The sequence below is a fragment of the Escherichia sp. MOD1-EC6300 genome (assembly GCF_002965045.1).
GTDB classification, from domain to species: Bacteria; Pseudomonadota; Gammaproteobacteria; order Enterobacterales; family Enterobacteriaceae; genus Escherichia; species Escherichia coli_F.
On sequence record NZ_PTRH01000004.1, the window covers coordinates 336,712 to 357,626 of the forward strand.

General features: G+C 50.0%; 17 protein-coding genes. 9 read left to right on the forward strand and 8 right to left on the reverse strand.

Going from position 1 to position 20,915, the window contains the following annotated elements:
- Positions 1-34: 34 nt before the first annotated feature.
- The 6 genes from malI to uidC all read left to right on the forward strand — a co-directional run bounded on the left by malI (position 35) and on the right by uidC (position 7,627).
- Positions 35-1,063: a mal regulon transcriptional regulator MalI gene (gene malI, locus BGE37_RS09020; protein WP_105287957.1), complete on the forward strand. Its 1,029-nt coding sequence runs from the start codon at positions 35-37 to the stop codon at positions 1,061-1,063.
- Between the two features lie 111 nt (positions 1,064-1,174).
- On the forward strand, positions 1,175-1,942 hold the full coding sequence (gene hdhA / locus BGE37_RS09025; RefSeq protein ID WP_000483362.1) for a 7-alpha-hydroxysteroid dehydrogenase: 768 nt from the start codon (positions 1,175-1,177) through the stop codon (positions 1,940-1,942).
- A 220-nt stretch (positions 1,943-2,162) separates the two neighbouring features.
- Positions 2,163-2,753 (forward strand): DNA-binding transcriptional regulator UidR, encoded by a 591-nt coding sequence (gene uidR, locus BGE37_RS09030; protein WP_000969092.1) that lies wholly within the window; start codon positions 2,163-2,165, stop codon positions 2,751-2,753.
- A 388-nt stretch (positions 2,754-3,141) separates the two neighbouring features.
- Positions 3,142-4,953 (forward strand): beta-glucuronidase, encoded by a 1,812-nt coding sequence (gene uidA / locus BGE37_RS09035; RefSeq protein ID WP_000945913.1) that lies wholly within the window; start codon positions 3,142-3,144, stop codon positions 4,951-4,953.
- A complete protein-coding gene (gene uidB / locus BGE37_RS09040) occupies positions 4,950-6,323 on the forward strand; it encodes a glucuronide transporter (protein ID WP_105278793.1) in 1,374 nt (457 codons plus the stop codon). The genes uidA and uidB overlap by 4 nt, the downstream gene beginning before the upstream one ends.
- Before the next feature lie 38 nt (positions 6,324-6,361).
- The gene (gene uidC, locus BGE37_RS09045) at positions 6,362-7,627 is read left to right on the forward strand and encodes a glucuronide uptake porin UidC (protein WP_105287958.1); all 1,266 of its coding nucleotides are present in this window, start codon (positions 6,362-6,364) and stop codon (positions 7,625-7,627) included.
- Positions 7,628-7,671: 44 nt separating this feature from the next.
- On the opposite strand, the gene BGE37_RS09050 is transcribed toward uidC, so the two are convergent.
- Entirely contained in the window at positions 7,672-9,180 is a 1,509-nt protein-coding gene (locus BGE37_RS09050; protein ID WP_001043385.1) for a YdgA family protein, read from the reverse strand.
- A 100-nt stretch (positions 9,181-9,280) separates the two neighbouring features.
- Positions 9,281-10,456 (reverse strand): mannose-6-phosphate isomerase, encoded by a 1,176-nt coding sequence (manA, locus tag BGE37_RS09055; protein ID WP_105272224.1) that lies wholly within the window; start codon positions 10,454-10,456, stop codon positions 9,281-9,283.
- A 198-nt stretch (positions 10,457-10,654) separates the two neighbouring features.
- Here manA and fumB point away from each other — a divergent pair, with 198 nt between their 5' ends.
- Both fumB and fumC read left to right on the forward strand, forming a co-directional pair.
- Positions 10,655-12,301, forward strand: coding sequence for a class I fumarate hydratase (gene fumB / locus BGE37_RS09060; protein WP_000066639.1), 1,647 nt, complete (start codon positions 10,655-10,657; stop codon positions 12,299-12,301).
- Between the two features lie 142 nt (positions 12,302-12,443).
- Positions 12,444-13,847 carry a class II fumarate hydratase gene (fumC, locus tag BGE37_RS09065; RefSeq protein WP_001099088.1) on the forward strand — a complete coding sequence of 468 codons (1,404 nt, stop codon included), beginning with the start codon at positions 12,444-12,446 and terminating at the stop codon, positions 13,845-13,847.
- Here fumC and tus read toward each other — a convergent pair.
- The 3 genes from tus to rstA form a co-directional block, all read right to left on the reverse strand.
- The gene (gene tus, locus BGE37_RS09070) at positions 13,844-14,773 is read right to left on the reverse strand and encodes a DNA replication terminus site-binding protein (RefSeq protein WP_105276996.1); all 930 of its coding nucleotides are present in this window, start codon (positions 14,771-14,773) and stop codon (positions 13,844-13,846) included. The genes fumC and tus overlap by 4 nt on opposite strands.
- A gap of 76 nt (positions 14,774-14,849) precedes the next feature.
- Entirely contained in the window at positions 14,850-16,151 is a 1,302-nt protein-coding gene (gene rstB / locus BGE37_RS09075; protein WP_000732483.1) for a two-component system sensor histidine kinase RstB, read from the reverse strand.
- 3 nt (positions 16,152-16,154) lie between these two features.
- Positions 16,155-16,874 (reverse strand): two-component system response regulator RstA, encoded by a 720-nt coding sequence (gene rstA / locus BGE37_RS09080; protein ID WP_105276997.1) that lies wholly within the window; start codon positions 16,872-16,874, stop codon positions 16,155-16,157.
- A gap of 128 nt (positions 16,875-17,002) precedes the next feature.
- Here rstA and BGE37_RS09085 point away from each other — a divergent pair, with 128 nt between their 5' ends.
- A complete protein-coding gene (locus tag BGE37_RS09085; protein ID WP_000524861.1) occupies positions 17,003-17,338 on the forward strand; it encodes a GlpM family protein in 336 nt (111 codons plus the stop codon).
- Here the strand turns inward: BGE37_RS09085 and folM are convergent.
- The 3 genes from folM to ydgH form a co-directional block, all read right to left on the reverse strand.
- Entirely contained in the window at positions 17,335-18,057 is a 723-nt protein-coding gene (gene folM, locus BGE37_RS09090) for a dihydromonapterin reductase (protein ID WP_105276998.1), read from the reverse strand. The genes BGE37_RS09085 and folM overlap by 4 nt on opposite strands.
- Before the next feature lie 36 nt (positions 18,058-18,093).
- Positions 18,094-19,476, reverse strand: a complete 1,383-nt coding sequence (locus tag BGE37_RS09095) for an amino acid permease (protein ID WP_000412394.1) — start codon at positions 19,474-19,476, stop codon at positions 18,094-18,096.
- Positions 19,477-19,661: 185 nt separating this feature from the next.
- A complete protein-coding gene (ydgH, locus tag BGE37_RS09105; RefSeq protein ID WP_000769317.1) occupies positions 19,662-20,606 on the reverse strand; it encodes a DUF1471 family protein YdgH in 945 nt (314 codons plus the stop codon).
- Between the last annotated feature and the right edge of the window lie 309 nt (positions 20,607-20,915).

Sequence of the window (20,915 nt, forward strand, 5' to 3'; positions counted from 1 at the left end):
TATCTGTCACATAATCAGGGAGTAGGTCATCTGCATGGCTACCGCCAAAAAAATAACCATTCATGATGTTGCGCTGGCTGCGGGCGTGTCGGTAAGTACCGTTTCGCTGGTGCTAAGTGGCAAAGGGCGAATCTCTACCGCCACAGGAGAACGCGTTAACGCCGCCATTGAAGAGCTGGGATTTGTGCGCAATCGTCAGGCGTCGGCGCTGCGTGGCGGGCAAAGCGGCGTCATTGGTTTGATCGTCCGTGATTTATCTGCGCCGTTTTACGCCGAATTAACGGCCGGATTGACGGAAGCTCTGGAAGCGCAGGGACGGATGGTTTTTTTGCTTCACGGCGGTAAAGACGGCGAGCAGCTGGCACAACGGTTTTCACTGTTACTGAATCAGGGGGTCGATGGTGTGGTAATTGCCGGGGCTGCAGGAAGCAGCGATGACCTGCGACGGATGGCAGAAGAAAAAGCTATCCCGGTGATTTTCGCTTCCCGTGCCAGTTATCTTGATGATGTTGATACGGTTCGCCCGGATAACATGCAGGCTGCACAGTTGTTGACGGAGCATCTCATTCGCAATGGGCATCAGCGTATCGCCTGGCTGGGAGGGCAAAGTTCCTCATTAACCCGGGCAGAGCGGGTGGGGGGCTATTGTGCAACTCTACTAAAATTTGGCCTGCCGTTTCACAGCGATTGGGTGTTGGAGTGCACTTCCAGCCAGAAGCAAGCCGCGGAAGCTATCACGGCGCTTTTACGTCATAACCCGACCATCAGCGCCGTGGTTTGCTATAACGAAACTATTGCGATGGGGGCATGGTTTGGTTTGCTGAAAGCAGGGAGGCAAAGCGGGGAAAGCGGAGTCGATCGTTACTTTGAGCAACAGGTTTCGCTGGCGGCATTTACCGATGCAACGGCAACCACACTTGATGATATACCCGTTACCTGGGCCAGCACGCCAGCGCGGGAACTTGGTACCACACTTGCGGATCGCATGATGCAAAAAATCACCCATGAAGAGACGCATTCACGCAATCTTATTATTCCCGCCCGGCTCATTGCGGCGAAATAATCCTCTCTTTATCTGCTATACCTGGTAGTGTCCTTTCCTCAAGGTTAATGATAAAAAATGTGGCACACAGGCGGTGCCTTTTATTTTTACTGAAGTTCACAGGAGGTTTATGTGTTTAATTCTGACAACCTGAGACTCGACGGAAAATGCGCCATCATTACAGGTGCGGGTGCAGGTATTGGTAAAGAAATCGCCATTACATTCGCGACAGCTGGCGCATCTGTGGTGGTCAGTGATATTAACGCCGATGCAGCTAATCATGTTGTAGATGAAATTCAACAACTGGGTGGTCAGGCATTTGCCTGCCGCTGCGATATTACTTCCGAACAGGAACTCTCTGCACTGGCAGACTTTGCCGTCAGTAAGCTGGGTAAAGTTGATATCCTGGTTAACAACGCCGGTGGCGGTGGTCCTAAACCGTTTGATATGCCAATGGCAGATTTTCGCCGTGCTTATGAACTGAATGTATTTTCTTTTTTCCATCTGTCACAACTTGTTGCGCCAGAAATGGAAAAAAATGGCGGTGGCGTTATTCTGACCATTACTTCTATGGCGGCAGAAAATAAAAATATAAACATGACCTCCTATGCATCATCTAAAGCTGCGGCCAGTCATCTGGTCAGAAATATGGCGTTTGACCTGGGTGAAAAAAATATTCGGGTGAATGGCATTGCGCCGGGGGCAATATTAACCGATGCCCTGAAATCCGTTATTACCCCAGAAATTGAACAGAAAATGTTGCAACACACACCAATCAGACGTCTGGGCCAACCGCAAGATATTGCTAACGCGGCGCTGTTCCTTTGCTCGCCTGCAGCCAGCTGGGTAAGCGGACAAATCCTCACGGTCTCCGGTGGGGGGGTACAGGAGCTCAATTAATACACTAACGGACCGGTAAACAACCGTCCGTGTTGTTTACCGGGATAAACTCATCAACGTCTCTGCTAAACAACTGGCAACCAAATCACGGCTATTGGTTAACCAATTTGCGAGTGAAAAGTATACGAATAGAGTGTGCCTTCGCACTATTCAACAGCAATGATAGGCGCTCACCTGACAACGCGGTAAACTAGTTATTCACGCTAACTATAATGGTTTAATGATGGATAACATGCAGACTGAAGCACAACCGACACGGACCCGGATCCTCAATGCTGCCAGAGAGATTTTTTCAGAAAATGGATTTCACAGTGCCTCGATGAAAGCCATCTGTAAATCCTGCGCCATTAGTCCCGGGACGCTCTATCACCATTTCATCTCCAAAGAAGCCTTGATTCAGGCGATTATCTTACAGGACCAGGAGAGGGCGCTGGCCCGTTTCCGGGAACCGATTGAAGGGATTCATTTCGTTGACTATATGGTCGAGTCTATTGTCTCTCTCACCCATGAGGCCTTTGGGCAACGGGCGCTGGTGGTCGAAATTATGGCGGAAGGGATGCGTAACCCACAGGTCGCCGCCATGCTTAAAAATAAGCATATGACGATCACGGAATTTGTTGCCCAGCGGATGCGTGATGCCCAGCAAAAAGGCGAGATAAGCCCAGACATCAACACGGCAATGACTTCACGTTTACTGCTGGATCTGACCTACGGTGTACTGGCCGATATCGAAGCGGAAGATCTGGCGCGTGAAGCGTCGTTTGCTCAGGGATTACGCGCGATGATTGGCGGTATCTTAACCGCATCCTGATTCTCTCTCTTTCCGCGGGCTGGTGACAACTGAGCCCGCGTTTCATATCGTAATTTCTCTGTGCAAAAATTATCCTTCCCGGGTTCGGAGAATTCCCCCCAAAATATTCGTCGTAGCCATATGTCATGAGAGTTTATCGTTTTTAAGATACCCGAACGAACGTTCGATTGCTTATTTTATGGCTTCTGTCAACGCTGTTTTAAAGATTAATGCGATCTATATCACGCTGTGGGTATTGCAGTTTTTGGTTTTTTGATCGCGGTGTCAGTTCTTTTTATTTCCATTTCTCTTCCATGGGTTTCTCACAGATAACTGTGTGCAACACAGAATTGGTTAACTAATCAGATTAAAGGTTGACCAGTATTTTTATCTTAATGAGGAGTCCCTTATGTTACGTCCTGTAGAAACCCCAACCCGTGAAATCAAAAAACTCGACGGCCTGTGGGCATTCAGTCTGGATCGCGAAAACTGTGGAATTGATCAGCGTTGGTGGGAAAGCGCGTTACAAGAAAGCCGGGCAATTGCTGTGCCGGGCAGTTTTAACGATCAGTTCGCCGATGCAGATATTCGTAATTATGTGGGCAACGTCTGGTATCAGCGCGAAGTCTTTATACCGAAAGGTTGGGCGGGCCAGCGTATTGTACTGCGTTTCGATGCGGTCACTCATTACGGCAAAGTGTGGGTAAATAATCAGGAAGTGATGGAGCATCAGGGCGGCTATACGCCATTTGAAGCCGATGTCACGCCGTATGTTATTGCCGGGAAAAGTGTACGTATCACTGTTTGTGTGAACAACGAACTGAACTGGCAGACTATCCCGCCGGGAATGGTGATTACCGACGAAAACGGCAAGAAAAAGCAGTCTTACTTTCATGATTTCTTTAACTACGCCGGGATCCATCGCAGCGTAATGCTCTACACCACGCCGAATACCTGGGTGGACGATATCACCGTGGTGACGCATGTCGCGCAAGACTGTAACCACGCGTCTGTTGACTGGCAGGTGGTGGCAAATGGTGATGTCAGCGTTGAACTGCGTGATGCGGATCAACAGGTGGTTGCAACTGGACAAGGCACCAGCGGGACTTTGCAAGTGGTGAATCCGCACCTCTGGCAACCGGGTGAAGGTTATCTCTATGAACTGTGCGTCACAGCCAAAAGCCAGACAGAGTGTGATATCTACCCGCTGCGCGTCGGCATCCGGTCAGTGGCAGTGAAGGGCGAGCAGTTCCTGATTAACCACAAACCGTTCTATTTTACTGGCTTTGGTCGTCATGAAGATGCGGATTTGCGTGGCAAAGGATTCGATAACGTGCTGATGGTGCACGATCACGCATTAATGGACTGGATTGGGGCCAACTCCTACCGTACCTCGCATTACCCTTACGCTGAAGAGATGCTCGACTGGGCAGATGAACATGGCATCGTGGTGATTGATGAAACTGCAGCTGTAGGCTTTAACCTCTCTTTAGGCATTGGTTTCGAAGCGGGCAACAAGCCGAAAGAACTGTACAGCGAAGAGGCAGTCAACGGAGAAACCCAGCAGGCGCACTTACAGGCGATTAAAGAGCTGATTGCGCGTGACAAAAACCACCCAAGCGTGGTGATGTGGAGTATTGCCAACGAACCGGATACCCGTCCGCAAGGTGCACGGGAATATTTCGCGCCACTGGCGGAAGCAACGCGTAAACTCGACCCGACGCGTCCGATCACCTGCGTCAATGTAATGTTCTGCGACGCTCACACCGATACCATCAGCGATCTCTTTGATGTGCTGTGTCTGAACCGTTATTACGGTTGGTATGTCCAAAGCGGCGATTTGGAAACGGCAGAGAAGGTACTGGAAAAAGAACTGCTGGCCTGGCAGGAGAAACTGCATCAGCCGATTATCATCACCGAATACGGCGTGGATACGTTAGCCGGGCTGCACTCAATGTACACCGACATGTGGAGTGAAGAGTATCAGTGTGCATGGCTGGATATGTATCACCGCGTCTTTGATCGAGTCAGCGCCGTCGTCGGTGAACAGGTATGGAATTTCGCCGATTTTGCGACCTCACAAGGCATATTGCGCGTTGGCGGTAACAAGAAAGGGATCTTCACCCGCGACCGCAAACCGAAGTCGGCGGCTTTTCTGCTGCAAAAACGCTGGACTGGCATGAACTTCGGTGAAAAACCGCAGCAGGGAGGCAAACAATGAATCAACAACTCTCCTGGCGCACCATCGTCGGCTACAGCCTCGGTGACGTCGCCAATAACTTCGCCTTCGCAATGGGGGCGCTCTTCCTGTTGAGTTACTACACCGACGTCGCTGGCGTCGGTGCCGCTGCGGCGGGCACCATGCTGTTACTGGTGCGGGTATTCGATGCCTTCGCCGACGTCTTTGCCGGACGAGTGGTGGACAGTGTGAATACCCGCTGGGGAAAATTCCGCCCGTTTTTACTCTTCGGTACTGCGCCGTTAATGATCTTCAGTGTGCTGGTATTCTGGGTGCCGACCGACTGGAGCCATAGCAGCAAAGTAGTGTATGCATATTTGACCTACATGGGCCTCGGGCTTTGCTACAGCCTGGTGAATATTCCTTATGGTTCACTTGCTACCGCGATGACCCAACAACCACAATCCCGCGCCCGTCTGGGCGCGGCTCGCGGGATTGCCGCTTCATTGACCTTTGTCTGTCTGGCATTTCTGATAGGACCGAGCATTAAGAACTCCAGTCCGGAAGAGATGGTGTCGGTATACCATTTCTGGACGATTGTGCTGGCGATTGCCGGAATGGTGCTTTACTTCATCTGCTTCAAATCGACGCGTGAGAATGTGGTACGTATCGTGGCGCAGCCGTCATTGAAGATCAGTCTGCAAACCCTGAAACGGAATCGCCCGCTGTTTATGTTGTGCATCGGTGCGCTGTGTGTGCTGATTTCGACCTTCGCGGTCAGCGCCTCGTCGTTGTTCTACGTGCGCTATGTGTTAAATGATACCGGGCTGTTCACTGTGCTGGTACTGGTGCAAAACCTGGTCGGTACTGTGGCATCGGCACCGCTGGTGCCGGGGATGGTCGCGAGGATCGGTAAAAAGAATACCTTCCTGATTGGCGCTTTGCTGGGAACCTGCGGTTATCTGCTGTTCTTCTGGGTTTCGGTCTGGTCACTGCCGGTGGCGTTGGTTGCGTTGGCCATCGCTTCAATTGGTCAGGGCGTTACCATGACCGTGATGTGGGCACTGGAAGCTGATACTGTAGAATACGGTGAATACCTGACCGGCGTGCGAATAGAAGGGCTCACCTATTCACTATTCTCATTTACCCGTAAATGCGGTCAGGCAATCGGAGGTTCAATTCCTGCCTTTATTTTGGGATTAAGCGGATATATTGCCAATCAGGTACAAACGCCGGAAGTTATTATGGGCATCCGCACATCAATTGCCTTAGTACCTTGCGGATTTATGCTGCTGGCATTCGTCATTATCTGGTTTTATCCTCTCACGGATAAAAAATTCAAAGAAATCGTGGTTGAAATTGATAATCGTAAAAAAATGCAGCAGCAATTAATCACCGATATCACTAATTAATATTCAATAAAAATAATCAGAACATCAAAGGTGCAACTATGAGAAAAATAGTGGCCATGGCCGTTATTTGCCTGACGGCTGCCTCTGGCCTTACCTCTGCTTACGCGGCGCAACTGGCTGACGATGAAGCGGGACTACGCATCAGACTGAAAAACGAATTGCGCAGGGCGGATAAGCCCAGTGCTGGCGCGGGAAGAGATATATACGCATGGGTACAGGGAGGATTGCTCGATTTCAATAGTGGTTATTATTCCAATATTATTGGCGTTGAAGGCGGGGCGTATTATGTTTATAAATTAGGTGCTCGTGCTGATATGAGTACCCGGTGGTATCTTGATGGTGATAAAAGTTTTGGCTTTGCCCTGGGTGCAGTAAAAATAAAACCCAGTGAAAATAGCCTGCTTAAATTAGGTCGCTTCGGGACGGATTATAGTTATGGTAGCTTACCTTATCGTATTCCGTTAATGGCTGGCAGTTCGCAACGTACATTACCGACAGTTTCTGAAGGAGCATTAGGTTACTGGGCTTTAACGCCAAATATTGATCTGTGGGGAATGTGGCGGTCACGAGTATTTTTATGGACCGATTCAACAACCGGTATTCGTGATGAAGGGGTTTATAACAGCCAGACGGGAAAATACGATAAACATCGCGCACGTTCTTTTTTAGCCGCCAGTTGGCATGATGATACCAGTCGCTATTCTCTGGGGGCATCGGTACAGAAAGATGTTTCCAATCAGATACAAAGTATTCTCGAGAAAAGCATACCGCTCGACCCGAATTATACGTTGAAAGGGGAGTTGCTCGGCTTTTACGCGCAACTCGAAGGTTTAAGTCGTAATACCAGCCAGCCCAATGAAACGGCGTTGGTTAGTGGACAATTGACCTGGAATGCGCCGTGGGGAAGCGTATTTGGCAGTGGTGGTTATTTGCGCCATGCAATGAATGGTGCCGTGGTGGACACCGACATTGGCTATCCCTTTTCATTAAGTCTTGATCGTAACCGTGAAGGAATGCAGTCCTGGCAATTGGGCGTCAATTATCGTTTAACTCCGCAATTTACGCTGACATTTGCACCGATTGTGACTCGCGGCTATGAATCCAGTAAACGAGATGTGCGGATTGAAGGCGCGGTTATCTTAGGTGGTATGAACTATCGGGTCAGCGAAGGGCCGTTACAAGGGATGAATTTCTTTCTTGCTGCCGATAAAGGGCGGGAAAAGCGCGATGGCAGTACACTGGGCGATCGCCTGAATTACTGGGATGTGAAAATGAGTATTCAGTATGACTTTATGCTGAAGTAAGAAAAAACGCCGGAGAGAAAAATCTCCGGCATTTTGGCTGTGAATTACTGCTGCGGAATAGCGGGTACAGCCGGAACGTTTAATGCCGGCATCGCAAACATGCCAACAAAATCTTCCAGTGGCATTTTCTGGCCGTTTAACGTGATCTGACCGTTAGCATATTGCAGGCTGGTGGTGATGGTATTGTCCTGCAAGGTGGTCAGACGGAACATCTGCCCCATTGCTGATGCACCTTCAACTTGCTGTTTCGCCAGTTTTTTCGCTTGATCTTCCTGATAACCTTCCAGCTTCGCTACCTGAGTCATCAACTCAGTTGCCATATCCACCGGAATGGTCAGTTTCGCATCCAGAGATTTAACCGAGCGGTCTACTTCCTGTGCCAGCGTTTGCGGCGCTTCTTTTGTCGTTGCCGGATCTTTCAGGAACAGCGACAGATTCAACGCACTTTCACCCTGACTGTTTTTCCAGCTTAACGGCGCGATAGTGATCACCGGATCGCCTTTCAACATCAGCGGCAGGGCGCTAAAGAAGGCTTCCGTCACTTTCTCCTGATAAAGTTCGGGATTGTTGGCAATCTCTGGCTGTGCCAGAAGCGCCTGAGTTTGCGCGTTATATTGCTGACTAAACTGATGCCAGGCTTCGCCATCAATCTGGCCGACTTTTAAAGTCAGCTTGCCGCTGCCCAGATCCTGATTCTGTACCTTAAGGCTATTTAGCGAGTAATCCAGTTGGCTATTGATCGTTTTACCGTCATTGACCAGATCCGATTTACCGCTGATCTCCATGCCTTCCAGCAGTGCCAGTTCTTTGCCTTCCACTGAAATGGTCATTTTCTCCAGCGACAGTTTTTGGTTTCCTACGCGCTCACCAAAACTTGCCAGCGTGCTGGAACCGTCGGTTTTCAGATTATTAAAGGTCAACTGCACTTTCTGGTTGTATTCGTTAACCGCGTCTATCCGACCACTTTGCGCCTCCCCTGAAAGGGAGATAGTTTTACCGTCTCTGTCAGCATTTAACTGGAACTCGCCGCCGCTAAAGGCGACTTTTTCATCCTTTTGCTCGTAATTCAGTGGCTTGAGCGAAATATCGGAACTGGAATCACCGCTATAACCAATGCGGGAGTTAATCTCAAAAGGCGTTTCACCCTTTGCCATATCAAACAGTGGCTTGCTTACTTCGTTATTGACCAGCGTGGTTTGAATTGATGCCATAGACGGGATCAGGTTCAGTTTTTTAAGCTGGGCAAAGGGGAAGGGGCCATGATCAACTGATTCGTTGAAGATGACGCTCTGACCACTTTTAATCCACGGATTTTCTTTTCCGGCAACGGGTTTCACCAACAGCTGCAACTGGCTGCTGAATACGCCGCGATGATAGTTTTGATAACTTACTTCCAGGTTGGATTCAGGAGCTGTCAGTTTGAGTTGCGCGTTCGCCTGCGCGACCATGTCTTCGAGATGGGTTTCTATCTTCTTGCCTGTATACCATGCGCCGCCTGTCCAGACTACGCCTAGCGCAACAATGACGCCTACCGCTACCAGCGATTTATTCATAATGATTATCCATAAAATGAAATCAGGCGGACTGGCCGCCTGAAGGTGTTATAAGCCTTTAATAAGCTTAGCAAGAGATGTTAATTTTTTCAGTAAGCTCTTACAGCTTGTTGTAAACACGCGCTAAACGGCCGTGGCCTTTGACAGTCACCGGTGATTCGTTGGCGGCAATAAACGCTGATTCACCCGGTTTAAGCTGTAACTGCTGAGAACCTTTACACAGCGTTGCATCGCCTTCGACGCAGAACAAAATGGCGGCACTCTGCTGGCTGATGGTGGTTTCTTTATCACTAAGGTCATGCAGCGAGAAGGCAAAATCATCCACCGGAATCGGGAAGTCCAGTTCTGCACCTTGTTTCACTGGCTGGGTCAACAACTGGTTAGCCGGTTTGGCTTCGAACTTCACGTTGGCAACCAGTTCCGGAATATCAATATATTTAGGCGTCAGACCCGCACGCAGCACGTTATCGGAGTTCGCCATCACTTCCAGCGCCACACCTTGCAGGTAAGCGTGCGGCGTTTCAGCGAACAGGAACATCGCTTCGCCAGGATTCAATTTCACCACATTCAGCAACAGCGGGGAGAACAGACCGCTGTCATCCGGGTAAAATTCAGAAATTAAACGAATCGTTTGCCACGGTTCACCCTGCTGACTGTCGAGCGCCGATTTTAAAATCGCCAGCGCGCGGGATTTTTCTTCCCCCTGCATATTCAGCAGGCTGGCGAACAGTTCGCTTAAACGTTCGGCATCAGGCTGTTGTAAAAAGTGAGCAATCGCCGGATGTGCACCTGCGACTGGCTGGAGTAGGGAGACAATCTCGGAAAACTCACGAAACGCGTTCATCGCAAGGAAAGGCGTCAGCGCAAAAACCAGCTCCGGCTTGTGGTTAGGATCTTTATAGTTACGCTCAGCGGCATCCATCGGAATACCTGCAGCATTTTCTTTGGCAAAACCGATTTCAGAATTGCGTTTGTTTGGATGAACCTGAATGGAGAGCGGCTGTGCTGCGCACAATACTTTGAACAGGAAAGGTAGTTCGCCAAAGCGTTTGGCAACGGCCTCTCCGAGCAGAGTCGATTTATCACTCTCAATCACATCACGCAGTGAAACGATATCTCCGGCGGCATTCTTCACCTGTGAACTGCTTTTCGGATGTGCGCCCATCCACAGCTCGGCCATCGGCTGGCTGGACGGATTTTCCATACCATAAAGTTCAGTCAACGCCGTTTTGCTGCCCCAGGCATAGTTTTGCACTGAGTTAATGAGTTTTTGCATGATCAATCCCTGTTTAAATGTGGAAATTAATCCCGCTATTAAAGCAAGAATCCTACGGGAAGTAACCTGGAGCAGCAAAAAGTCGTACTAGTCTCAGTTTTTGTTAAAAAAGTGTGTAGGATATTGTTACTCGCTTTTAACAGGGCAACGGAACACCCGCCCAGAGCATAACCAAACCAGGCAGTAAGTGAGAGAACAATGTCAAACAAACCCTTTCATTATCAGGCTCCTTTTCCACTCAAAAAAGATGATACTGAGTATTACCTGCTAACCAGCGAACACGTTAGCGTATCTGAATTTGAAGGGCAGGAGATTTTGAAAGTCGCACCCGAAGCGTTAACTTTGTTGGCGCGTCAAGCGTTTCATGATGCGTCATTTATGCTGCGTCCGGCTCACCAACAACAGGTGGCCGACATTCTGCGTGACCCGGAAGCCAGCGAAAATGATAAATATGTGGCGCTGCAATTCCTGCGTAACTCCGACATCGCGGCAAAAGGCGTTCTGCCAACCTGTCAGGATACCGGCACCGCGATTATTGTTGGTAAAAAAGGGCAGCGTGTATGGACCGGTGGCGGTGATGAAGCAGCGCTGGCGCGCGGTGTCTATAACACTTATATCGAGGATAATCTGCGCTACTCGCAAAACGCGCCGCTGGATATGTATAAAGAGGTGAATACCGGCACTAACTTACCAGCGCAGATCGATCTTTATGCCGTTGATGGTGACGAGTACAAGTTCCTCTGTATCGCCAAAGGTGGCGGTTCGGCAAACAAGACGTATCTCTATCAGGAAACCAAAGCGTTACTGACGCCGGGGAAACTGAAAAATTACCTGGTTGAGAAGATGCGCACGCTGGGTACGGCGGCCTGTCCTCCGTATCATATTGCGTTCGTTATTGGTGGAACTTCTGCAGAAACGAATCTTAAAACGGTGAAACTGGCTTCCGCTAAATACTATGATGAACTGCCAACGGAAGGAAATGAGCACGGTCAGGCGTTCCGCGATGTGGAACTTGAAAAAGAATTGCTGATCGAAGCGCAAAATCTTGGTCTGGGTGCGCAGTTTGGTGGTAAATACTTCGCTCACGACATCCGCGTGATTCGCCTGCCACGTCACGGCGCATCCTGCCCGGTCGGTATGGGCGTCTCCTGTTCTGCTGACCGTAATATCAAAGCGAAGATCAACCGTCAGGGGATCTGGATCGAAAAACTGGAACATAATCCAGGCAAATATATCCCGGAAGAGCTGCGCAAAGCGGGAGAAGGCGAAGCGGTGCGCGTTGACCTTAACCGTCCGATGAAAGAGATCCTCGCACAGTTGTCGCAGTATCCCGTTTCTACACGCTTATCGCTGAATGGCACGATTATCGTCGGTCGTGATATTGCTCACGCCAAACTGAAAGAGCGGATGGATAACGGTGAAGGGCTGCCGCAGTACATCAAAGATCATCCGATTTACTATGCGGGTCCGGCCAAAACGCCGGAAGGTTATGCCTCCGGTTCTCTTGGCCCAACGACCGCCGGACGGATGGATTCTTATGTCGATCAACTGCAAGCGCAGGGCGGCAGTATGATCATGCTGGCGAAAGGCAACCGCAGCCAGCAGGTGACGGATGCCTGTAAAAAACACGGCGGTTTCTACCTCGGTAGTATCGGTGGTCCGGCAGCAGTATTGGCGCAGGGAAGTATTAAGAGCCTGGAATGTGTTGAATATCCGGAACTGGGAATGGAAGCCATCTGGAAAATTGAAGTAGAAGATTTCCCGGCGTTTATCCTTGTGGATGATAAAGGAAATGACTTCTTCCAGCAGATACAACTCACACAGTGCACCCGCTGTGTGAAATAAACAGAGCCGCCCTTCGGGGCGGTTTTTTTACATGGCACGAAAGACCAAACATTTGTTATCAAATAGTAAATAATGAGTGAGCTAAAAGTTGCTTAACGAAAGCAAAACAGAAAGAAAAAATTAATCAGGTGAGGAGCAGGCCATGAATACAGTACGCAGCGAAAAAGATTCGATGGGGGCGATTGATGTCCCGGCAGATAAGCTGTGGGGCGCACAAACTCAACGCTCGCTGGAGCATTTCCGCATTTCGACGGAGAAAATGCCCACCTCACTGATTCATGCGCTGGCGCTAACCAAGCGCGCAGCGGCAAAAGTTAATGAAGATTTAGGCTTGCTGTCTGAAGAGAAAGCGAGCGCCATTCGGCAGGCGGCGGATGAAGTATTGGCAGGACAGCATGACGACGAATTCCCGCTGGCAATCTGGCAGACCGGCTCCGGCACGCAAAGTAATATGAACATGAACGAAGTGCTGGCTAATCGGGCCAGTGAATTACTTGGCGGCGTGCGCGGGATGGAGCGTAAAGTTCACCCTAACGACGACGTGAACAAAAGCCAAAGTTCCAATGATGTCTTTCCGACGGCGATGCACGTTGCGGCGCTACTGGCGCTGCGCAAGCAACTCATTCCGCAGCTTAAAACCCTGACACAGACGCTGAATGAGAAATCGCGCGCATTTGCCGATATCGTCAAAATTGGTCGTACCCACTTGCAGGATGCCACGCCGCTAACACTGGGGCAGGAGATTTCCGGCTGGGTAGCGATGCTGGAGCATAATCTCAAACATATCGAATACAGCCTGCCGCATGTAGCGGAACTGGCTATGGGCGGTACAGCTGTGGGTACTGGACTAAATACCCATCCGGAGTATGCGCGTCGCGTGGCAGATGAACTGGCAGTCATTACCTGCGCACCGTTTGTTACCGCGCCGAACAAATTTGAAGCGCTGGCGACCTGTGATGCCCTGGTTCAGGCGCACGGCGCGTTGAAAGGGTTGGCTGCGTCACTGATGAAAATTGCCAATGATGTCCGCTGGCTGGCCTCAGGCCCGCGCTGCGGAATTGGTGAAATCTCAATCCCGGAAAATGAGCCGGGCAGCTCAATCATGCCGGGGAAAGTGAACCCAACCCAGTGTGAGGCATTAACCATGCTCTGCTGTCAGGTGATGGGGAACGACGTGGCGATCAACATGGGGGGCGCTTCCGGTAACTTTGAACTGAACGTCTTCCGTCCGATGGTGATCCACAATTTCCTGCAATCGGTGCGCTTGCTGGCAGATGGCATGGAAAGTTTCAACAAACACTGCGCAGTGGGAATTGAACCGAATCGTGAGCGAATCAATCAATTACTCAATGAATCGCTGATGCTGGTGACTGCGCTCAACACTCACATTGGTTATGACAAAGCCGCCGAGATCGCCAAAAAAGCGCATAAAGAAGGGCTGACCTTAAAAGCTGCGGCCCTTGCGCTGGGGTATCTTAGCGAAGCCGAGTTTGACAGCTGGGTACGGCCAGAACAGATGGTCGGCAGTATGAAAGCAGGGCGTTAATCTGCAACATACAGGTGCAGCCGGGGAATGATCAAACGAAGCGGCTGCGCCTGTGGTTTATAACGGTGTTGCACATTGTCGGCATCGTAATTTAACAACTCCCCAACGTCCGGCACGCCCGCGCCATTATCCCGATTAATCAGCGCAATAAGCGGCGTAGGGCAAGCGTGTTGTACTTGTTTTTGATCTCCCTTGTACCAGACGCGGGCAATCGGCTGCACCTTCACCGGACGTTTGATTTTTAACTTCGCGTCCTGTGGCAGGGTAGCAATATCCTGATACTCTCTCTCCAGTTTTCGTTGCCACTCCTCGCGCGTCCACGGTGCGACACTGCGCGGTGATTTCAGGCTTTTTTCCAGCTGTGCCAGGACTTCATCACGATGCAAATTCTTAATGATATGTTTATTGGCCCAGCCAAAACGTAAAGTGGCGGGGTCGTGCAGAACAGTGAGCGTTCGGTAAGCATTAAGGGTGATCAGCCCCGGCAAATGACGATGCACCCATTCAAAACGCGCCGCTGTGGGAAGTTCTGACTCAACCGTGACGATATGCTCGAACGTAGTCTTGAGTTGATTGATGTGCTGAATATGACTGACCAACGCTGCTTGCGAAAGGTTATCGACCTGGTAACACAACACGCCAGGCAGTCGAACAGCAGCCTTGCTGCTGCGATTTTCGGACTGTTGCTGAATAAACAAATGGCGGAAATGACGTATCGCCAGCGCCTGCGCCTCTTTGCCGAGATGTTGCTTTACCTCAATACGATTAAGCGGATTATGCTCATCCTCTTTTTTCACCTCCGGTAAAGAGAACACGCGGGCAACCAGCAATTTGTGCTGTTCTAGCTCAGCGGCAAATGCAGCTAGCTCTTGTTCCATCTGGCGAAAGGTAGTGTTGAGTCGGTCTACGAGATCGTAACGCGCCATAATATTAACCACTTTAGTTACAACATACTTTATTTTATAACACAGTATCGACAGCCTGACCACCGTGCGCGTAGTGTCAGGCAGAGGTAAATTGCGGGATGTTATGCCATAACGGCCAGCTAAACGAGAAGCGGGCACCCCCCAGTTCGCTGGTGTCACAATTAACCGTACCGCCCATTGCTAGTGCTATAGAGTGGACAATTGCCAGCCCCAGCCCGCAGCCGCCGGTTGAGCGATCCCGGCTGGGATCGAGGCGAACAAAAGGTTCAAAGATATGTTCGCGGTTTTCTGGGGCAATCCCTGGGCCATCATCCTCAACAATTAATGTCGCTCTATTTCCCGACAGTAGCAGGCTGGTTTCAACCGTTGAGTGACAGTAGCGCAGGGCGTTATTGAGCAAATTATCCAGCACGCGCTCCATTAAGCGCATATCCAACGCCGCATAATGGCCTTGCGCGAGCGTTTTAATCCGTACCGTTTTATCGGGCGTTACTGCCTGAATGTCTGCCAGATGCGTTGACAGCCACAACGGCAGGTCTGGTTCGCTAAGATGAAGCTCGTTTTGTGGGCGATCGAGTCGGGCATAAGTCAGCAACTCTTCAATTAAAGCTTCAAGTTGACTGATATCACGATTCAATGCCTGGGATTCGGCGGCGCTCAGGTTATCGCTCATTTCCAGTCGATAACGCAAGCGCACTAACGGCGTTCGCAGTTCGTGAGCGATTCCGTCAATAAGCTGTTTTTTGCTGGCGATCAAGGCGTTGATATTGTCCGCCATCTGGTTAAATGCGACACCAAGTCGTTCAAAGCTTGAATCCTCATCAAAGTGGATACGCTCATTGAGATGCCCATCGCCAAATCGTTGCGCCGCTGCTTCCAGTTTTAACATATCCTGCCAGTGCGGACGCATCCAGATAAACACCGGAAAGGCGAGGGAAATGGCAATAAAAGCGATTAGGGCGATATCCAGTAATCGCATCTGATGGAGGTAATAAAGATAAGGAACAGGACCAACTGCCAGCACGTAGTGGCTGCGCGGGATGCGTTGCAAAAAAGTGTACTGATCGTCCAGGGCGACAATTTCGCCGCCACGCAGCCGGTGCATGGAAATATCATCAAGATGATATTTACTCAGCGGCTCGACACGCAGATCGAAAGAGAGATTTAAATCCATCTCTTTCAGCGTCTTACCCCAATCGTGTGGGGGGATCTCACGCAATTCGCTGCGCATCAGATACAGCGAACTGTTCATCAAATCATCCAGCGACTGTTTGCCCGCGCGTTCGGCGGTAAATTTGTACACCAGCCCAACCAGCAGAGACATCACAAGGAAGCAGACAAACAATAACAGGTAAAACTGGATAAACAGTTTTTTCATCGCTTATTCCCATGCATGAGGCGCAAAAAGATAGCCTTTGTTACGCACAGTTTTAATGCGATAAGGTTCTGCGGCGTTATCGAGCAGTTTTTTTCTTAATCGCGAAATAGCCACATCCACGCTACGATCCAGACCATCATAACTGACGCCACGTAAGTTCTTCAGCAATGCATCGCGGTCCATGATTTGCCCGGCATGAGTGGCTAATTCCCACAATAATTCGAAATCAGCCGTCGAGAGCGAGATTTCAGCATTAGCCAGAGTGACTACGCGGTTGATGGGATCGATAGTCAACGTGCCGAAATGCATGGCTTTGTAGGGAGTCAGCGTCGTTTCCTGAAGACCTTTGCTCAGTGTGGCTTGCTCATTCTGACGCAAATGCAAACGTAAACGCGCTAACAAAACAGCAGGGGGCGTCGTTTTGAGAATATAGTCGCAGGCACCCATTTCTAGTGCCAGGATGTGGTTCATATCGCTATCGAGAGAGGTTAGAAGAACAATCGGTCCGGACCACTTTGCGCGTAAATCACGACAAATGGTCATGCCGTCCTTGCCTGGTAGCATGATATCGAGTAACACCAAATCCGGATTTTCTCGCAGAATAGTTTCTTCGGCCTGGTCGCCGCGCGGCTCTACGGTAACCTGCATATCATGTTTTGCCAGGTACGCGGCAATCAGTGAACCGACTTCCGCATCATCTTCCACAAATACGATAGTGTTCATATTATTCACGGTAGATATAAAAACGTCACAATACACCGCGCTGTTTTTACTTACTATCAATCGTTTCTAAACAAGGTTTCATCAGGTATTCTACTGGTGACTTGTTATGGAAGTGTTAAGGTAAAAAGATGGGGCTGGTAATCAAAGCCGCGCTCGGTGCGCTGGTAGTGCTGTTGATTGGTGTTTTAGCAAAAACGAAAAATTATTATATCGCCGGGCTGATTCCACTTTTCCCGACCTTTGCGCTCATCGCGCATTATATTGTTGCCAGCGAACGCGGCATTGAAGCCTTACGCGCAACCATCATTTTTAGCATGTGGTCGATTATTCCCTATTTTGTTTACCTGGCGTCGCTGTGGTATTTCACCGGAATGATGCGCTTGCCCGCCGCTTTTGTTGGTTCTGTTGCATGCTGGGGGATAAGCGCATGGGTGTTGATTATATGCTGGATTAAGCTGCATTAACGCAGATGACGACCGCCATCAAGAGGGAAACTGCGTCCGGTGACAAAGCAGCTGGTAAGTAAGTAATCGACCAGGTCGATCACTTCTTTCTCGCCAGGCGCGGTTTTCATCAGTGATTTATTCAGCGCCTGTTGTCGATATTCGGCATCATCATGCTCATTAAACAGGATCAGCGATGGCGCAATAGAATTCACTTTCACTTCCGGTGCCAGCTTGCGGGCAAACGAGCGGGTCATATTATCCAGTGCCGCTTTGCTTGCAGCATAGGCAATATGTTTGTCGCTACCGCGCTCCACCACATAATCGGTAAAGTGAATGATATCGCTGGCGGCGTGTCCGTGCCCACGCAGTAATCTTTCCAGCGCGTGGTTAAGTAGGTATGGGACATTAACGTGGATCTGCATCATGCAGGCCAGTACGTCGGTGAGTGGCATACCTGGTTTTTCTGCCATCCACGCACTGGCATTGTGCAACACCGCACGCAGGCCGTGGGTGCTTTTTAGCACTTCATCGGCAAACGCCATCACACCGTCGTTGGTCGAAAAATCAGCCTGAATACACAGCGCACCCGCATTCATCAGCCCATCAATGGCAGGATAGTGTGTCCGATAGCTGACTATCACCGGTTGCTTTTGATTAATGAAATGCCATGCGAGGGCGAGGCCGATGCGACGGCCGCCTCCAGTAATTAATATTGGCAAGGGCTGGGTTTTACCCATCGTTATCTCCTTTGCTATCCAACGATGGGATGAACGTTATCCCACCAGCATCCAGGTCGCCGGAACTGAGGCAATTAACAGCATGCCAATCAGCACCATTTCCTGACGATTCAGTACATTATCATGTGTATGCGTTTTACGCGCGTACAGGAAGACCAGTAGCCCTGGCGCATACAGAACGACGGACAACAGCAGATGCATTGGACCAGAGGCGTACAATAACCATAAGCCATAAATGCAGGCACCGACACCTACCGCTTTATGCAGTGGACGGGTTGCAATTTTCAGCAAGAACGCGCCGACCAGGAAATAAGGCACCAGAATCATTTCTGAGGCGATGGTCAGCAATGTGTTGTAATCGGAACCGGTCAGCCAGATCAGTACCAGACAAATTTGCACGCAGATATTGGTCAGCCACAGTGAGGCGGATGGCGCGGCTTGTGCGTTCTGGCGCGCGAAAATGCGCGGGAATGCTTTATGGGTGGCTGCCAGGAACGGAACTTCTGCCGCCATGATGGTCCAGCTTAAGTACGCACCGCAAACGGAAACGATCAAACCGGCAGCGATGATGATTTCGCCCCACGGTCCCATCATTTCCACCATCAGACCGGCCATTGACGGGTTACGAATTTCAGCCAGTTCAGGACGTGCTACCACGCCCAGCGAAAGCAGCGTTACCAGCAAGTAAACGCCCAGAGCGGAGAGAACCGCCAGCAGTGTTGCTTTACCTACATCACGTTTATTACGCGCACGCGCCGAAACGACCACAGCACCTTCCACACCAATGAAAACCCACAGGGTGATCAGCATGGTGTTTTTCACCTGTTCCCATACCGGTACGCCAAGTGCAAGGCCAGTAAAGTCGAGCTTGAAGGTGTCCAGTTTGAACATCATCATCGCCAGCACAATAAACAGGCCCAGCGGCAACAATTTTGCCAGTGTCGCCACCAGGTTAATGCTGGCAGCGGTTTGTACCCCGCGCAGGATCAAAAAGTGAACAATCCACAATAAAGCCGAGGCACCGACGATCGATTGCCAGGTATTGCCATCGCCAAACAGACGCAATTCCGGCGTGTCCGTAAAAAAGCTTAACGCGGAAAAAACGATCACCAGATAGGAGACGTTGGCGATAACCGCGCACAGCCAGTACCCCCATGCGGAACAAAAGCCGATTAACTCACCAAACCCTTCGCGGGCATAGGTAAAGATGCCGCCGTCAAGCTCGGGGCGAATGCGTGTGAGGATCAGCATGGCAAAGGCCAGCAATAAAATGCCAGCACCAGTAATGCTCCAGCCGATGAGCAGTGCTGCCGGGCTGGCAACTGCCGCCATATTTTGCGGCAGACTGAAAACACCCGCGCCCAGCATTGAGCTTAATACCAGCGCGGTGAGTGCGCTCAGTCCCAGTTTCTTTTCCATCGATATCCAGTGGTTAAAACGTGATTAGAAGAATAAATATTAGGGCAAAACGCATAAAAATGGAGTTTGCCACTGAAGCGCGGGATTTTACGAAGAGATGTGTCTGCATGCAATGGTCGTGGGGAAATTTGTGACTAAAAATGCGAAAGGCGGCATTAAGCCGCCTTATAGTGGTAACTGAATAGTTATTTATACAGATCTGCGCTAACGGTGAGGTTATTACCACGTTCCTGCCACTGGCGGGTGATGTGGTAATACTTAGCGCCTTTCTTCGCGGCACGTTTCGCAACCTGATAGGAGACTTCGGTCATGTTGCCATAGTTGCCAGAGAATTTGATGCTGTCGAATGGAACCATCATCGCTGCTGTTGCTTTGTTCAGTTCTTCGACTTTAGTACCATCAGGAAGCGTGACAGTGTAACGCCCGCCTTTTGATGACTGGGTTTCAAAGAAGCGACCAACTTCAGAACTTGGTGATGCGGTTGTCGCAACCCCTGGGATCTCTACTTTCTTCGCTGCTTCGCCACCCGCAGCCAGAGCTGCACGTCCCGCTTCGGAATCTGCCGGGATCACATCCGGGCTTTGTACGACGCGTTTCTTAGCATCTTTTTTATAGATGAACGCTGTAATGCGCTGGTTACCGCCCTGGTTAGCATCGATTTGACGAACAATGTAGAAAGCGTAAGCGCCTTTCGCTTTTGCCGCTTTGGTGATGGCGTCATTGACTTCAGGCTGGCTACGATAGAAGCCCTGAACGGTAACCGTATCAAACGGTTCAATCAGAACGGCCTGATCTTTTGGCAGTTCGACAACACCGTTGATAACGCGATTACTTGTTTCTTCGGCTTTTTCAGCATCGGCTTTATAGAGGTCAGCGACCACACGCCAGTTACCGCTGTTACCAAAATCAGAAGTGTCGACAACATAAAAAGAGGCGGCACCTTCTTTATCAGCGCGACGAGAAACGGCTTTCACCGCTTCGCCAATAGCATTAAAACGACCGGTAACCACTACACGGTCAAAAGGTTTAACCGCTGCCGCTTGCTCCGGTGTCAGTTCTGTTGCTGCGTTAACGGAAAAGGCCGTAGCAGAAAGCAGTGCCGACGCCAGGAGGGTGTTCTTAAGCTTCATAAAAATAATCCTTCGCCTTGCGCAAACCAGGTACTGGTATTGTTATTAACGAGAAACGTGGCTGATTATTGCATTTAAACGGTGTAACTGTCTGCGTCATTTTTCATATCACATTCCTTAAGCCAATTTTAATCCTGTTCAAATGACGGTCTATGCTTAAAAAACAGCCGTATCAGCATCAATACTACTGAAGCAACTGAATTGTATAAGTTAATTTAATGTTAAGTAATGATTCGTGCCGGGGCGATATCACGTTTTACCTGTCCACCGAAGATAATTATCAGTCTTTATCTAGCGTTCTAAGGTGTT

What these genes read in the sequence shown, in the direction of transcription:
- malI (WP_105287957.1), top strand. Translation starts at nt 35, where the DNA reads ATGGCTACCGCCAAAAAAATAACCATTCATGATGTTGCGCTGGCTGCG.
- uidR (WP_000969092.1), top strand. Translation starts at nt 2,163, where the DNA reads ATGATGGATAACATGCAGACTGAAGCACAACCGACACGGACCCGGATC.
- uidA (WP_000945913.1), top strand. Translation starts at nt 3,142, where the DNA reads ATGTTACGTCCTGTAGAAACCCCAACCCGTGAAATCAAAAAACTCGAC.
- uidB (WP_105278793.1), top strand. Translation starts at nt 4,950, where the DNA reads ATGAATCAACAACTCTCCTGGCGCACCATCGTCGGCTACAGCCTCGGT.
- uidC (WP_105287958.1), top strand. Translation starts at nt 6,362, where the DNA reads ATGAGAAAAATAGTGGCCATGGCCGTTATTTGCCTGACGGCTGCCTCT.
- BGE37_RS09050 (WP_001043385.1), bottom strand. Translation starts at nt 9,180, where the DNA reads ATGAATAAATCGCTGGTAGCGGTAGGCGTCATTGTTGCGCTAGGCGTA.
- manA (WP_105272224.1), bottom strand. Translation starts at nt 10,456, where the DNA reads ATGCAAAAACTCATTAACTCAGTGCAAAACTATGCCTGGGGCAGCAAA.
- fumB (WP_000066639.1), top strand. Translation starts at nt 10,655, where the DNA reads ATGTCAAACAAACCCTTTCATTATCAGGCTCCTTTTCCACTCAAAAAA.
- fumC (WP_001099088.1), top strand. Translation starts at nt 12,444, where the DNA reads ATGAATACAGTACGCAGCGAAAAAGATTCGATGGGGGCGATTGATGTC.
- tus (WP_105276996.1), bottom strand. Translation starts at nt 14,773, where the DNA reads ATGGCGCGTTACGATCTCGTAGACCGACTCAACACTACCTTTCGCCAG.
- rstB (WP_000732483.1), bottom strand. Translation starts at nt 16,151, where the DNA reads ATGAAAAAACTGTTTATCCAGTTTTACCTGTTATTGTTTGTCTGCTTC.
- rstA (WP_105276997.1), bottom strand. Translation starts at nt 16,874, where the DNA reads ATGAACACTATCGTATTTGTGGAAGATGATGCGGAAGTCGGTTCACTG.
- BGE37_RS09085 (WP_000524861.1), top strand. Translation starts at nt 17,003, where the DNA reads ATGGGGCTGGTAATCAAAGCCGCGCTCGGTGCGCTGGTAGTGCTGTTG.
- folM (WP_105276998.1), bottom strand. Translation starts at nt 18,057, where the DNA reads ATGGGTAAAACCCAGCCCTTGCCAATATTAATTACTGGAGGCGGCCGT.
- BGE37_RS09095 (WP_000412394.1), bottom strand. Translation starts at nt 19,476, where the DNA reads ATGGAAAAGAAACTGGGACTGAGCGCACTCACCGCGCTGGTATTAAGC.
- ydgH (WP_000769317.1), bottom strand. Translation starts at nt 20,606, where the DNA reads ATGAAGCTTAAGAACACCCTCCTGGCGTCGGCACTGCTTTCTGCTACG.